Below are 13,544 nucleotides of genomic sequence, written 5' to 3' on the forward strand. Positions count from 1 at the left end.
CGAAAAAAAGAAGCAAGCATTAGAAGACGAGAGAATTCGTAATACTATTGAGGGAAAATTTGGAGTTTCTAAACGTAGATTTAGCCTGAATCGAGTCATGGCTAGACTGCCACATACTTCAGAAACAGCCATTGCTATTACTTTCCTCGTCATGAATCTGTCTGCCCTGCTCAGGCAGGTTTTTTGTCTTTTTTTGTTTCTTTTCACAATCAAGTATTTTTCAGGCTTTAATTATGATCAAACCTTATCATTAAGAGGAAATAAAGCCGGAAATATTTATATTGCTTAACAGTTAAACAACTAATTAGTCCATCGGTTATTTTTCTCCGACTTATTCAGCAAGCCCTAACTAAGTACCATTCAGGTTAAGTATAAGGTGGAAAATCTACGCAGTTTTATGTGATTTTTCAGCAAAATTAGTTGTTTTATTCGGTTGTCTAAAATGAACTGAATCGCCTCTATAATGTCAGAAAAAGACATGAATATGAGAATTACCAACCTAAGGGTTGATAACTTTAAATCACTCGTTGATTTTGATTTGCCTTTAGCCAAATTCAACTGTTTAGTTGGACTGAATGGTTCAGGTAAATCAACAGTATTACAATTCTTTGATTTTTTATCTCAACAGGTTAAAGGCGATGTAGACGATTGGTTAAAAAAACGGCAGTGGGAACCCTCTGATATTAATTCAAAATTAACTCGCAAAAATAATATTGATTTTGAAGCTTTTCTTCTACATAATGAAGGCTTTGAGATTAAATGGTCTGCCAGCTTTAACCGGACAACATTGCGTTGTACTGCTGAACGGATAGATTGGAATAAAAATTTAATCCTAAAAGTAGAAGATGGAAAATATAATATCTGGGCTTTGACTAAGCAAGAGCGAGAGAACAAATTATCTGGAACTATCACATTTGATTATCAAGGCTCATTACTATCACAGATTAAAGAATCTCAATTAACCACACAAACCCTTGAACTAAAGAAGTTTTTTTCAGAAATAAATGCATTAGATCTTTTGGTTCCTGAGTTGTTAAGACAGCGGACACGAGAGGCAACGAATAGTTTAGGATTGGGTGGTGAACGTCTTTCAGCCTTTCTCTATGAAATAGGGGAAGCCAAACGAGACGATATTAAACAAAGAATGACTAAAGTTTATCCAACAATCAAAAAAATTGATGTAGAAAAACTGCGTTTTGGCTGGAAAAGACTTCTAGTTGAAGAGGAATTTAAAAAGACTCTATTAAAGACAGAAGCACGCCATGTAGCTGATGGGTTTTTGCGTATGCTGGCAATTTTGGCGCAACTGTCTAAAGAGCAAAGTTTTTTGTTGCTTGATGAAATAGAGAATGGTATTAATCCGGAACTTATTGAGTTTCTCGTTGATAGCTTAGTTGAATCTCCTCCACAAGTGCTAGTCACAACTCATAGTCCAATGATTTTGAATTATCTCGAAGATGATATTGCCACTGCCGGTGTAATTTACCTATACAAAACGCAAAATGGCTCGACACAAGCTGTGCGACTCTTTGATATTCCTTCTATGCGAGAGAAATTAACGGTTATGTGTCCAGGAGAAGTTTATGAGGATACCTTATTAACTCAACTTGACCAAGAAATCAATAGCCTAAAACAAACAAAGTAATGTCATGGATTTTGGCGATGTTCTTATTATTAAGTGGAGAAGAATCATCTGACATAGGCACTCAGGAGGATAAAATTGGATCAATGACTAAATTTATTGATCGTTGGATCATGCGACGTAGCGATTACTCCTTAATTGATATAAAGTGTTATAAAATTGTTTCCAAAAAGAAATTAGCCGATATCGCTAAAACTAGGCTAAAGCCTCTTTCTAGAAAAGGAAAAAAGCACAAGAAAGAAACAGGGTATTTCTATAAAAATGCCAGAGCTTTAGCTTTATTAGCTAAGGAAGAGAGTAGTAAGCTTGAGACAATAGTCATACCAGTTTTGTTTAGAGATGCAGACGGTACGGCAAGTTCTGATAGAGGAGAATGGCAAGATAAACATCAATCTGTGTTGAATGGCTTTGAAGCTGAACAACTTGTAAATGGTGTTCCAATGATTCCCAAACCCAAGTCTGAAGCTTGGATTTTGTGTGCCTTGCGTGAGCATTATCAAAATTGCCAGCGACTTGAAAATGAGTCAGGTAATGATGATTCACCTAACTCCTTGAAAAAACAGTTAGAGGAACATCTAGGTGAACCAGCAACAAGAGAGTTACTGAATGATGAGATTGATCAAGGCAACCTAGATATTAGCAAAATTATAGATATGCCTAGTCTTACAGCATTTAAAGACAGATTAGATGAAGTATTGGATAATCTTGGATTACCTCAGCAGGATTATTGACTGATTTGAGTAAAGGGCGACCCGATCAAATTGAGTGGATACAGTTGTTAATTGGTGCAAGCGGGTCGCCCCTACACGAGGACTAAAGGTGACATTTCTAAGAGTTATTGCCAACTTTTTAAGGTGTCCTGAACTAACATACACCATTCGCTTTCTTAAATGCCTAAACGTTGATAAATCTCGTCGAGATGGCGAAAATGATGTTGGGGATTAAAACAGTCCTCAATTTCATCCGGTGTTAGCTGACTTTGAACACGATCATCTTGGGCGATGAGTTCCCGGAAATTTCCCCCCGGTTGATTCCATGCCTGATGAGCGCAAGACTGGACAATACTGTAGGCGTCTTCTCGACTGGTTCCCTTTTCCACGAGAGTTAACATGACTCGTTGACTAAAGATGACACCCCCATACCGATTCAGATTCCGCTTCATGTTTTCCGGGTACACCAATAGGTGTTTGACTAAATGGGTCATTTCATGAAGCATAAAGTGGGTCAAAATGCAAGTGTCGGGCAGGATAATCCGTTCCACAGAGGAGTGAGAAATATCCCGTTCGTGCCATAGTGCCATATTCTCCAATGCCGCGATCGCATGACCCCGAAGAATCCGCGCCATCCCGCTTAGGCGTTCAGACCGAATCGGGTTACGCTTATGAGGCATGGCAGAAGAACCTTTTTGTCCTTTGGCAAAGAATTCCTCCACTTCTAAGACATCGGTGCGTTGTAAGTTACGAATTTCTACTGCAAAGCGTTCCAGAGACGCCCCTAACAGGGCGAACTGCTGGACAAACTCACCATGACGATCGCGCGAAATAACCTGAGTTGATGCCATATCTGGATCAAGTCCCAGCTTCTGACAGGCGATCGCTTCCACACGGGGGTCAGTATTGGCGTAGGTTCCCACTGCACCAGAAATCTTACCCACAGAAATATGTTGACGCAAATTCACCAAGCGATCGCGGTGTCGCAGAATTTCCGCCAACCATCCAGCTAGCTTAAAGCCAAAGGTAATCGGTTCTGCATGAATCCCGTGCGATCGCCCAATCATCACCGTGTATCGATGTTGTTGCGCCTGATAGCGAATCGCTTGAATCAGTTGCTCCAAGCATTCCACAATTAAATTCAGACTGGCAACCAGTTGTAATGCCAACGCCGTATCTAAAACATCAGAACTGGTTAATCCCAGGTGGATGTAGCGCCCCACATCCCCCACATACTCATTCACATTCGTCAGGAATGCGATCATATCATGACGGACTTCCGCCTCAATTTCCAAGATGCGATCAACGTCAAAATTTGCCTTCGCTTTAATTTCCGCAACCGCATCCGCCGGAATTTCACCAAATTCCGCTTTTGCCTCACAAACCGCAATTTCCACCTGTAGCCAGGTTTTGAACTTATAGGTATCCGTCCAGAGTTCGCCCATTTCAGGCAAGGTATAGCGCTCGATCAATGCCTGTATTGCCCAATACAACCGTCATATTGTACAACTGTGCTTTGGTTTATTCCATTTTTTTAGCGGTTGGATTGTAAAAGCTTTGTAATTGGGTGATATAAGTCCGCCTTTCTGGACAGGTATCGTTAGGACTTGCAGGATAAACTAGCAAAAGTACCTATTGCAATATTTCCATGTTTGATCTCACTTCCATACTTGAATTCTCCCGCGCCCATTGTGTGGCGATTTGTGGGGGGTTAGTTCCCCTTAACTTACTGCTTACGTTGCAGACGATGATTTTGACGGGACTCCAGCGCTCTCAACGTCAGGTGCGGTTAGCTACTGTACTTGCTTATATTCCGGCTGGGGTGATGGTTCTCCATGTTTGGACATGGTTGATGATTGGGGTGGTGATGGCGCCCACGTTCATCTTATTAGGGTTAGCGTGTATCTGTGTGGGGATTAATGTCTGGGCAAGTCTTTCCCCGCAAACGATGGCGGGTTTCCTGCGAGGAGGGTGGTTCTGGGTGATGAGGCGTATCCGCCATTCTGATAAGCGTCGTGATTCTGTAGTTGTTCCTTAAGTCCAAAGGACAAGATCCCCGATTTCCCTGAGAAGTCGGGGATTTTGCTTGTGCTAATTAGGGTTGGCTGTCGGGAGTCTTGTGGTGGTAGAGACGTTCCGGTGGAACGTCTGGAAGTGGTGTGAAATCTTCATAAAGTTTGTTGCGTCTTCATGAAAACTTTATATAAATACTGAGTTTTCCGACTAAATCTTTACCAAAACTTTATAAATGTAAAGTTTTATCAGATTAATATCTATCTAGAGGGGTAGCATCTACATCAATTTCACAAAAAATTGGAGAAGATTAATAAAATTATGAAATCAACTCATAAGTTATCGATTTTAATGATGCTGTTGCCTCTCCGTTTACAACAGTCGATCAAGTCGCTCAAAATGGCGCTATGTACTCTCCAGGAAATGCCTTAGTCATGAAAGCGACAACCACGCTTATCGTCCAGTTTCCGAACCTCTGACCATTCTAGGTTCCGGCTTGGCTTTAGGATTTGGCGCTATCTTCAAAAAACAACAGTCACGGCGGCGTTAGTTAATTCACTCCTTATCTCATAACCTTTACTTCTGTGTAGAAACGTACCATGGTACGTCTCTATAATTTTGCGTGGATTCCTGCAACGGATTGATCAACATCAGAGTTTTCTTCCGACTCCGACTTCGCCCAGTAATTCTCCTTTTACCGAATCTTTATATAAACCCTGCTATTAATTCGGCTATCTTCACGGAAGCTTCACCTAAAAGCAAGCTTCATTAAATTAACATCTACCTAGAGGAACAAATAAAGTTCTCTTTATAAAGACTAGATGAGCTTGATAAACCTATGACAATGAATAAGGATGCATCAATCATGGCTACCGTAGCTGCTACAGCAACGGCTATGATAGGGGTTATTTCTCTCAGTGGTTTTACAATTACAACGGGCGGTGAACTTAAAGGTAGCCCAGCCGGAAGTGAGGGACTGACTACCAGTAGACCCGGTGCTGTGGTTATCGACTTCAATGATGCGCCTGACCTTGACTTTACAGAGGTTGGTGCTGTTAATCAAAAAGGAGCAACCTACTCTCCAAACGACGCATTAGTCATCAACAATGGTGGTGAACTTGTAGAAACAACAGGGGCGGTTCCCTTTTCCAGTCTGACTCAAAATAACACGTCAGCTTACCTATCACTGCCAACAAATTCTCAGGATGATGTAGGCACAAACCAAGTCTCAATTCAGTTACCTAAACCCTCCAACTATTGGGGTATGCACTGGGGTTCCATGGATTCGAGTAACCAAATTGAATTTTTCCGGGGCGATACACGTTTAGCCCAGTTTACACCCGATGATTTTGTCAGTTTGGGAGTGGGTCCCGGCGCTGGGGGAGATAATCAAACGGAGGAGTCTAACAATCCTTACATGAATTTCTCGGCTGAGGGATCAGATCAATGGTTTGATAAAGTCGTGCTGACTCAACGGGGTGAGGATGAAACCCTCGCCTTTGAAAGCGATAACCACGCTTATGATGCAGTACCTGAACCCCTGACGATTCTGGGATCAGGGTTGGCATTGGGATTTGGCGCTTTGTTCAAGAAACAACAGTCACGGCGGCGTTAGTCAACAAAATCGCGGGAATCCTCGCCCTCAACTCTCGTAGGGCGAGGAGGGATAGCGGGATGCCGGAAGAATGGAGGCATCCAACTTTTTTTACGCTACGCATAAGCCATTATTTCTCCTGATTAACTCAACTTTACTAGGAGCAAATTGCCCGATACGCTTCCAGGTGTAGTCGCAAACGGAAATATTTTTGGTCTTTTTGGTATCGGTAAACCCGCTGACGTAGCCAATGTAAACTTTCCTAGCTTTTTCGGCTCTAACCAAATCACCAATCCTCACTCCAAAGGGGGTAATCGTCCCACCCTTACGCTTTCTGACCCCCGACTTATCCGGGACTTCAAAATGTAATTGGCGGCGGAAAAAGCCATACTCTTTCCCCCGCTTCACCGCGCCAGGACGGGTGATGATTTTAAATGGGGAAGGGGTCACGGTAACGTTACCCTTGTGGGTGTAACCGTGGGAGTTAGAGCCAGTAAACGGGACATATTTGACAAAATACCCACAAGCCAGTGTCACCCCATCAACCGCGTGGGTTTCCGGTTTGGCTATGGACTTGTTCGCCCTATCCTTCTCTAACCCTAGTTGGGTTCGGAGCTGAGATGTACCATTCCCATCCTTTTGCCAGCCGTGCCGGATATAGACAGGGGTGATACCCTGAGCTTGTCGAAGGGCGATTTTTTCCATCTGGGATATTGCCCAATCCTGACCCACCATGACCGGAGAGAACCCCTTACCCGACTTGGCACGCTTACGTTGGGAAAAGTCTATGTCGGCTCTGACCCTCTCATACCCAATCGCCGCCACCGGGAAGATAGCCGCCAATTCTTTGACTATCCGTAACTCCAACTGTCGAGAAGCTTTGATGGATGGGGGTATTTTGTGACCTTTGCGATTGTCAAACCTGCATTGCCGATGGTTGCGTTGATTGAATGGGACATCTCGGTTAATCCGCCGAGATCGCCGTGACCGTCGCAACATGGCACGGGTTTCCATCCGTTTTTTGACCCGCCCAAACGGAAGGATAAGATGCAGTTGTAGCAGGGTACATTTAGCCGACTGGACACCGACACCGGAGTAGGACTTACCCGGATCGACTCCTACCGCGATTGGTTGCACGTCCTCAGCCGATGGTGGTGTGGTGAGCTGGACGTAATAGACGCCAAGGTCTGACCACTTCCCCACTGCCTTACCTTCCTTGACCCACCGTCTAGCCCTGGATGGTTTGGTGGGCATTAAAGGTTTTCCTTCTTTACTAACTACTGGAACACGATTCATAGATATAATCCACTCGTGTAAATGTTTACGTCTCTTAAGGCATTGGTAAGGGTGTGTCCTGGACTTACCCAGTTCTCAGAGATTCCTGAACCTACATTTAAGCCAAGCTAGAGAAGTGCTTGGAAGTGGTTATCCCTTACCAACTCATGCCCTATTCATGACTTCCTGGCAGGTTCCCTCTGCCAATCCCTAACCTCAACGAAGTAGGTTAGGGTTCATGAACGATAAGCTTAGGAGAGTATTCCACACAACGAAGAACTGCTTTAGAGTATCACTTAGAAGCAGTGCCATAGTCTCACAATAGGCGATGACCACATTACTAACGCTTTTTAGCAAACAACGGCAGGAACTGCAAGGCGCGATCGATAAAACCACGAATCCAGAACAGGTGGTGATGTTGGTGCAAAACCAACTCAATACTCTGGAAAGCAGTTACATTGGGGGACTGAGTGTCTCTCAAGTGCGTCTGGCGGCTTTTTTCCTGGATGCGCTGCGCCAGTCTGTGGCGACGCTAACGGCGGCGAATCCAACCAACCCGATGCGGGTTACCCCCCCAGAATCGGAGTCAGAGGCTAAACCAAAGAGACAGTTGTCTCCCAAACGCCTTATTCTCAAAGTTCTTCAGGGACTTCTCTGTATCGGTATCTTGGATTCGCTGTTCAACTTAAGTTCTGATGCGCCCGGAGTGTGGTTAGATATTTTGCTGATGGCGTTGTTGGTTGGGCTTGAGGTTGTCTCTCAACTGGATAAAAGTTCTCTAGAAAACCCTACAGACACACCTGAATCAACCGCCTCTCAGCTTACCCTACGAATCGATAGTCAAGTCTTGTTAGACAATATAGCCGAGGCGCTCAACACCATTGATTTAGCTGTTGCTCAAGCCCAAGATGGGAAGAAAACCGTCGAGGCGAATGCAATTGAGGAACAACCCGAACTATTAAATCTGCTACAACGGTTGATAGGCGCATCATTTCTAGAAAAGCCCCAGATGGCGCTAGAACTGACTAAACTTATACCCCAAATTTTGGTTGAGCAGGGGATTGAAGCCAAACTCTATCAACCGGATGATGTCAAGAGTCACCGGGAGTATTTTGACTTTGAGCCAAATATCAACCCCAACGCTAAAGAGTATATTACAATTGCGCCCGCTTTAGTGAAAGGCGATCGCTTATTGCGGCGGGGACGGGTAATTGAACCGAGACGTTAATAAATAATTAATTATGACTGATGTAGTTTCCTTGACCAACTCTGAACACAACGAAAGTATTTCAACCCTAAACACGTCCCCATTATCTCCTATTATTCCAGATAATATGCACGTTTTAGAGACCATTGGATTTGATTTAGGGCATGGTGAAACAGCCGTAGCTAAGGCGTTCGTGGAGAGCATTGATCCGCCAGAAATGCTGGAGGTGAATAATAAGAAAGTGCAAATTACAGCCTTAGGCTGGCATCCGGATCTGGGTTATTTGGTGGGGGAACAGGCTTTAATTCAAGTGGGTGTAACTCAACTGGATATTGCCTTTAAACAAAAACCGAATACGGATCTAGATTACCGTAAGACTATTCGTCATTTTCTAGAAACCTACTACAGACTTTTGCAAAAAAGCAAACAACTGGAAGGGGAAGAAAAGAGTCATTTTTTCGTCGGTTGTCCATCCGGCTGGTCAAAGCGCGATCGCAATGATTACCAAACCATCTGTAAAGCCGCTGGAATTCCCCGCCTCAGCGTGGTTCCCGAATCACGGGCGGCATTTATGCAGGCAAAGGAAGCGGGGAAGTTGGACTATGATAAGCTCAAATCGGCGGTACTGATTATTGATATTGGCTCGTCTACAACTGATTTTACTTTAGTCAAGAGTTTACATGAAATTCCCCTGGATTTTGGCAGTAATACCCTAGGTGCATTCCTGATTGACCGAGCAATTTTTGAGCGAACCGTGGCGAACTATGAAGATACCGCCTTATTAAAATGGGTGTTTGAGGAATATCCCCATCATAAATCCCGTTGTCTCTTGGCTAGCCGGAAAGCCAAAGAAGATTATTTTTCTAACGAACCACTCTACAGCCATCCCCAATCCTTTGCCCGTGGCTTTGAATCGATTAATGAACAGATTTATTTTATCCCCCAAGTCAATAAAACCGTCATGACGGAGATATTAAACCAACCGTTAACGGAATTAGAGGGAAAAAGTTGGATTGAATCCTTTCGAGAGTCAGTCATAGAGGCAAAAGAAACTCTAGCGAAACAAGGAATAACTCCAAAAGTTATATTAATGACAGGGGGTGCATCACGGATGCAATTTACCCGTCAGATTTGTGAGGAAATTTTCCCCGAACCTGCCACCCAGGTGCGTCCAGATCCTGAACCGGAACGGTGTATCGCTCTAGGATTAGCACGAGTCGGACGGTGGGATTTACGGGCGGAAGCGTTTAAAAAAGAAGTGGATCAACGGTTTGATTCTGAGAAACTCAAATCGATTATTGAACGCCATATTCCTGAGTTAATTGAACTGCTGATTAAACCGCTATCCCAGGGGTTAATTGACAACGCGGTTAAACCCAGTTTACAAGACTGGCGCATGAATAAAATCCGGACATTAGGTGACTTGGAAACTCGGATGAAGCAGAAGGCGGAGGCGTGGATTAAACAGGATGTTATGGGGAATAATGGCACTGAATCCGCCCGACAGATTGTCAAAAATCAATCAATTACTTGGTTTAACAGCAAGATTCAACCCGAATTATCAGTAGAAACTGATCCAATTTGTCAAAGATATCAGATACCCCGAAGTAGTTTACGATTTGAGGAAGGGATTGATCCGGATGTGGTTAACCCCGAAATCTCCGTGGGCGATGCTATCTTGGCGGATACGGTTTTATTAATTGTGAATCTCGTGATTGGTGGAGGAACGGTTGGGGGAATTATTGCCTTGATTCTAACTGGGCATTTGGCTTGGCCCCTATTAGTTATTTATGGGATTTCGGTACTGGCGGCTGGCGTGGAAATCACACGCAGCAAAACCCAGGAAGCGATTAAGACAAAGTTAGATATTCCCAGTTGGAGTCGTCAATTTTTGTTGAATGATAATAAGATTAACTCGACGTGCGAGCAAATGAAGCCGGAGTTAGAGAAGGTGTTTCGAGAACAACTGATTGAGAATCAGGAGGCGTTTGATGAGTTGATTAATAAGGTGGGGCGAGAGTTGAAGAAAGCGCTCAATGCGAAGGCGCAAGAAGCAGTAATTTTAATTCAGTAGAGAATCCTAGGAAATAATAATCACGCATTCGTTGGAGTTTAGGAAAAATTTGTAGGGGCGGGTTTAGGGATTCAATTAGATAGTCACCGATAACGGAACAACAAAACCCGCCCTCCTCACCGATAACGGAACAACAAAACCCGCCCTCCTACGATAACGGAACAACAAAACCCGCCCTGATTAACCATAGCTGAAAATAAATTTGATAGGTTTTCCGGGCGCACGTCTGTGCGCCCCTACGATGGTAAAATAGATTTTACAGGTTTTGAATTCGTCATAGAGATGATAGGGATGGCAAAGGTTGTAGGGGCGAGTCGCTGTTCAAATATAGCGGTGTGAAGATTAAGTTGTATCGACTCGCCCTGGTCTCAATGTACGCCGTGTCAGATAATTACTGATACTTAATGCAGGGCGACCCGATAAAATTGATGGATGGGTTATGTTGATTTTGTACGGCGGGTCGCCCCTACAAATATCTTGACCAATAACGCTAAGCTATTATATAGCCTCACACTCCAAATCTTGCGTGAACAAGGATTGAGGTGAAATTTGCTAGTCAGATGTGCCAGATTAGTCTCTACATGATATCTTATGACAGCTATCGGCTATTACTCAACGTGATCACAAATGAAGTCTTATGGTTGAAACTCTAAAAGCCCAAAGAATAGATTTACGCTACCTAATTGACAACTTTGGTCTTCAGCGCATTCGGGATGACCAGTTTTTTGGGGAATGGCAAACTAATCTCCCTGAAGTAACGGATATAGAGAAACAAGAACTTGATCGGGTGCAGGAGGGATATTTTAATTTAGTCGAATATCCGCCGTTGTTAGAAAATGTTGTTAAATTAACAATTGTCAGTCCGATTTTATTTATTGCGGGTTTATATCTGTCTCCATTTCACATCAAAGCGGAAAAATTCCTGGAGATTCGAGCAGAGGATGAGAGTGTTATTATCGAAGGTAGAATTGATATCCTGGTTCTGAAACAAAATTTCTGGGTTACGGTTATCGAATCCAAGCAAACGGCTTTCTCTATCGAAGAAGGGTTAGCCCAAATTCTGACTTATATGCTAGCTGACCCTAACCCAGAAACCCCCACGTTTGGTATGATTACCAATGGCGTCAATTTTAGGTTTGTCAAGTTAGTTCGAGAAAAAACGCCGAAGTATGCGTTATCGGATGAGTTTGTGATTGACAATCGAGGGAATGAACTCTACAGCGTTTTGAAAATTATCAAGCGTCTGAGTCAATTAGGGGGGTGAATGAGTGAGTTGGTGTGTTACGCTAGCATAACGCACCCTACTGGCAGTTATTCGTATACCAAAACAATGGTCAGATCAAAGTCTTTTTGAGGTATTTACTGGAGGTGATGCAGCCAGAAACAGTACTATACCTTGAGCGAATCAAGTGTTATCACTTCACTCACCTGCTAGATTCAGAATTCGATTACGAATATCCTCTGAGAGCCACATGCCTGAGTCTTGGAGTTGATCAACCAGTGATGTAATGATCTCAGTTAAGCCTTGGGATTTTGCTTCCAATAAAACCCTGAGTGTTCCCCAAACAGTTAAGCCGGAAGCTTGAGCCGTGCGTCGTGCTAATCCATCATCTAACAACACAATGCGATTAGGGGTTTCTAGAGCCATTGCCAAAGCTGCAAGCTCACCTCTCCCTAAATCCAAAGTGGTTAATTCAGGTGGGATAAATTGTGGTTCAACGATTTGCAACCAGGGATAGTCATCAGGAACAGGAACATCATAGTAGCGTCCCAGATTCATCAGAAACTCAACCCGCGACATTCCAGCCAATTCTGCTGCTCGACTCGATGAAAAGCGACCCAATTCATATAATTTAACCGCTGCTAAGAGGCACAGTTCACGAGCAAATGCATCTTTATTAGTGTTTTCAGCCTGCAATACTGATTCTGGCACGTTAATCACAATCTGCTGAGTCATCATCTTTTCTGTAGCAACTATTTTGTCTTTAACATAATGTTCACGCTAACCCGCGCTTGTTGGGTTTCGTTCCAAGGGCCCAACCTACAAGTTGGACATACATCGAACCCACAGGACACAATCCTACTACTGCAAGAGTTGCAATGTCCCCTGAATTCGCTCAAACGCCTGTTGATACGCCGCCTCATTGCCAGTTCCTTTAGCCAGACTAATCACAATCATATCTTGACCATCGCCACTGGGAAGCACGATATTATCAAACTCGTACAACCCGGTAGATTGGAATGCGATCGCGTCTTGATTGGCTACCTGTTGCTCTTTATAGTTCTGGGGGGATACAAAATAGTCAGAACGGCTTTCTACCCAGTCTTGTAACGAGAGGCGATCGGGATTTTCATAAACCCAAAGGCTAACGTTGGCTGGCAATTCCGTACCCTCAAAATCATTCGTCTGCATCGCCTGATAGTCCGCCTGTGTCCACACCTCTACGGTTCCCCGCCACATTTCAGACTCAGTATCGGACTGTTCATTTGTATCATCAACAACAAACCCCTCTGGATACTCGAAGCGAATACCCAAAGACTCGTTTTTATAGGGTGTTGGGCTATCCGTTGACGATGAGTTAGTCTGAGTAGCTGGTTCAGTAGAACTAGAGGAAACGACAGATTCCGCAGACGTTACCGGAGAATCCACCCCAGAGGGAGGTTCTGCTTGACAAGCAATAGTCAGTCCCAAACTCACACAGCACAACACTCGACCCAAAAACCAGGGGATGCGACTGTTAGTTATCCATTCGCGCTGAGTTGACATAAATCATCCTTATCTGCCTTTATCTGGTTTTTCTCGCTTAGGTGGTATCTGTCCGGTTTTTTGAGCTTCTAATACAGCTACCTCAATCAAAAAGGCAGCTAAACTCGCTCTGGGTCTGCCTTGGTTGTCTGCCCATTGCTCTAAAGTTTCATAAATATAGTCGGGAATTGTAACGTGAATACGTTTGCTCACTACCAACAGTTGACGTTCATTATCGCTTTTAATCTTATAGGTCTGCACTCGTAAATAGGGCGTTAGCTAC

The 13,544-nt window shown here is 43.8% G+C and carries 14 protein-coding genes; 9 read left to right on the forward strand and 5 right to left on the reverse strand.

Annotated features, from left to right (window positions below):
* From RIG66_RS21740 to RIG66_RS21750, 3 genes are all read left to right on the forward strand, one after another.
* Positions 1-289, forward strand: a 289-nt coding sequence (locus tag RIG66_RS21740; protein WP_446380815.1) for a transposase, incomplete at its 5' end; no start/stop codon positions are given.
* 174 nt (positions 290-463) lie between these two features.
* Positions 464-1,645, forward strand: coding sequence for an AAA family ATPase (locus RIG66_RS21745; protein WP_446380816.1), 1,182 nt, complete (start codon positions 464-466; stop codon positions 1,643-1,645).
* Positions 1,645-2,373, forward strand: a complete 729-nt coding sequence (locus RIG66_RS21750; RefSeq protein ID WP_446380817.1) for a hypothetical protein — start codon at positions 1,645-1,647, stop codon at positions 2,371-2,373. The genes RIG66_RS21745 and RIG66_RS21750 overlap by 1 nt, the downstream gene beginning before the upstream one ends.
* Positions 2,374-2,528: 155 nt before the next feature.
* Here the strand turns inward: RIG66_RS21750 and purB are convergent, their stop codons facing one another.
* Positions 2,529-3,824, reverse strand: coding sequence for an adenylosuccinate lyase (gene purB, locus RIG66_RS21755; RefSeq protein WP_446380818.1), 1,296 nt, complete (start codon positions 3,822-3,824; stop codon positions 2,529-2,531).
* Positions 3,825-4,000: 176 nt separating this feature from the next.
* On the opposite strand from purB, the gene RIG66_RS21760 reads away from it, so the two are divergent.
* The 3 genes from RIG66_RS21760 to RIG66_RS21770 all read left to right on the forward strand — a co-directional run bounded on the left by RIG66_RS21760 (position 4,001) and on the right by RIG66_RS21770 (position 5,980).
* The gene (locus tag RIG66_RS21760; protein WP_446380819.1) at positions 4,001-4,390 is read left to right on the forward strand and encodes a hypothetical protein; all 390 of its coding nucleotides are present in this window, start codon (positions 4,001-4,003) and stop codon (positions 4,388-4,390) included.
* Between the two features lie 450 nt (positions 4,391-4,840).
* The gene (locus tag RIG66_RS21765; protein WP_446380857.1) at positions 4,841-4,915 is read left to right on the forward strand and encodes a PEP-CTERM sorting domain-containing protein; all 75 of its coding nucleotides are present in this window, start codon (positions 4,841-4,843) and stop codon (positions 4,913-4,915) included.
* Positions 4,916-5,230: 315 nt separating this feature from the next.
* Positions 5,231-5,980 carry a PEP-CTERM sorting domain-containing protein gene (locus RIG66_RS21770; RefSeq protein ID WP_446380820.1) on the forward strand — a complete coding sequence of 250 codons (750 nt, stop codon included), beginning with the start codon at positions 5,231-5,233 and terminating at the stop codon, positions 5,978-5,980.
* Positions 5,981-6,070: 90 nt separating this feature from the next.
* Here RIG66_RS21770 and RIG66_RS21775 read toward each other — a convergent pair whose 3' ends face one another.
* Positions 6,071-7,255, reverse strand: a complete 1,185-nt coding sequence (locus RIG66_RS21775) for an RRXRR domain-containing protein (protein ID WP_446380821.1) — start codon at positions 7,253-7,255, stop codon at positions 6,071-6,073.
* Positions 7,256-7,562: 307 nt separating this feature from the next.
* Between RIG66_RS21775 and RIG66_RS21780 the strand changes: the two genes are divergently transcribed.
* The 3 genes from RIG66_RS21780 to RIG66_RS21790 all read left to right on the forward strand — a co-directional run bounded on the left by RIG66_RS21780 (position 7,563) and on the right by RIG66_RS21790 (position 11,779).
* Positions 7,563-8,462, forward strand: a complete 900-nt coding sequence (locus tag RIG66_RS21780; RefSeq protein ID WP_446380822.1) for a hypothetical protein — start codon at positions 7,563-7,565, stop codon at positions 8,460-8,462.
* Between the two features lie 106 nt (positions 8,463-8,568).
* Positions 8,569-10,515, forward strand: coding sequence for an Hsp70 family protein (locus RIG66_RS21785; protein ID WP_446380858.1), 1,947 nt, complete (start codon positions 8,569-8,571; stop codon positions 10,513-10,515).
* Positions 10,516-11,152: 637 nt separating this feature from the next.
* Complete coding sequence (locus RIG66_RS21790) at positions 11,153-11,779, forward strand: type I restriction endonuclease (RefSeq protein ID WP_446380823.1); 627 nt, start codon at positions 11,153-11,155, stop codon at positions 11,777-11,779.
* 156 nt (positions 11,780-11,935) lie between these two features.
* Here RIG66_RS21790 and RIG66_RS21795 read toward each other — a convergent pair whose 3' ends face one another.
* The 3 genes from RIG66_RS21795 to RIG66_RS21805 all read right to left on the reverse strand — a co-directional run bounded on the left by RIG66_RS21795 (position 11,936) and on the right by RIG66_RS21805 (position 13,522).
* A complete protein-coding gene (locus RIG66_RS21795) occupies positions 11,936-12,475 on the reverse strand; it encodes a UPF0175 family protein (RefSeq protein ID WP_446380824.1) in 540 nt (179 codons plus the stop codon).
* Between the two features lie 123 nt (positions 12,476-12,598).
* A complete protein-coding gene (locus RIG66_RS21800; protein ID WP_446380825.1) occupies positions 12,599-13,282 on the reverse strand; it encodes a hypothetical protein in 684 nt (227 codons plus the stop codon).
* A gap of 9 nt (positions 13,283-13,291) precedes the next feature.
* Entirely contained in the window at positions 13,292-13,522 is a 231-nt protein-coding gene (locus tag RIG66_RS21805; protein WP_446380826.1) for a ribbon-helix-helix domain-containing protein, read from the reverse strand.
* Between the last annotated feature and the right edge of the window lie 22 nt (positions 13,523-13,544).

It is taken from the genome of Coleofasciculus sp. E2-BRE-01 (assembly GCF_040221695.1).
In the GTDB taxonomy this organism is placed as follows: Bacteria; Cyanobacteriota; Cyanobacteriia; order Cyanobacteriales; family Coleofasciculaceae; genus Coleofasciculus.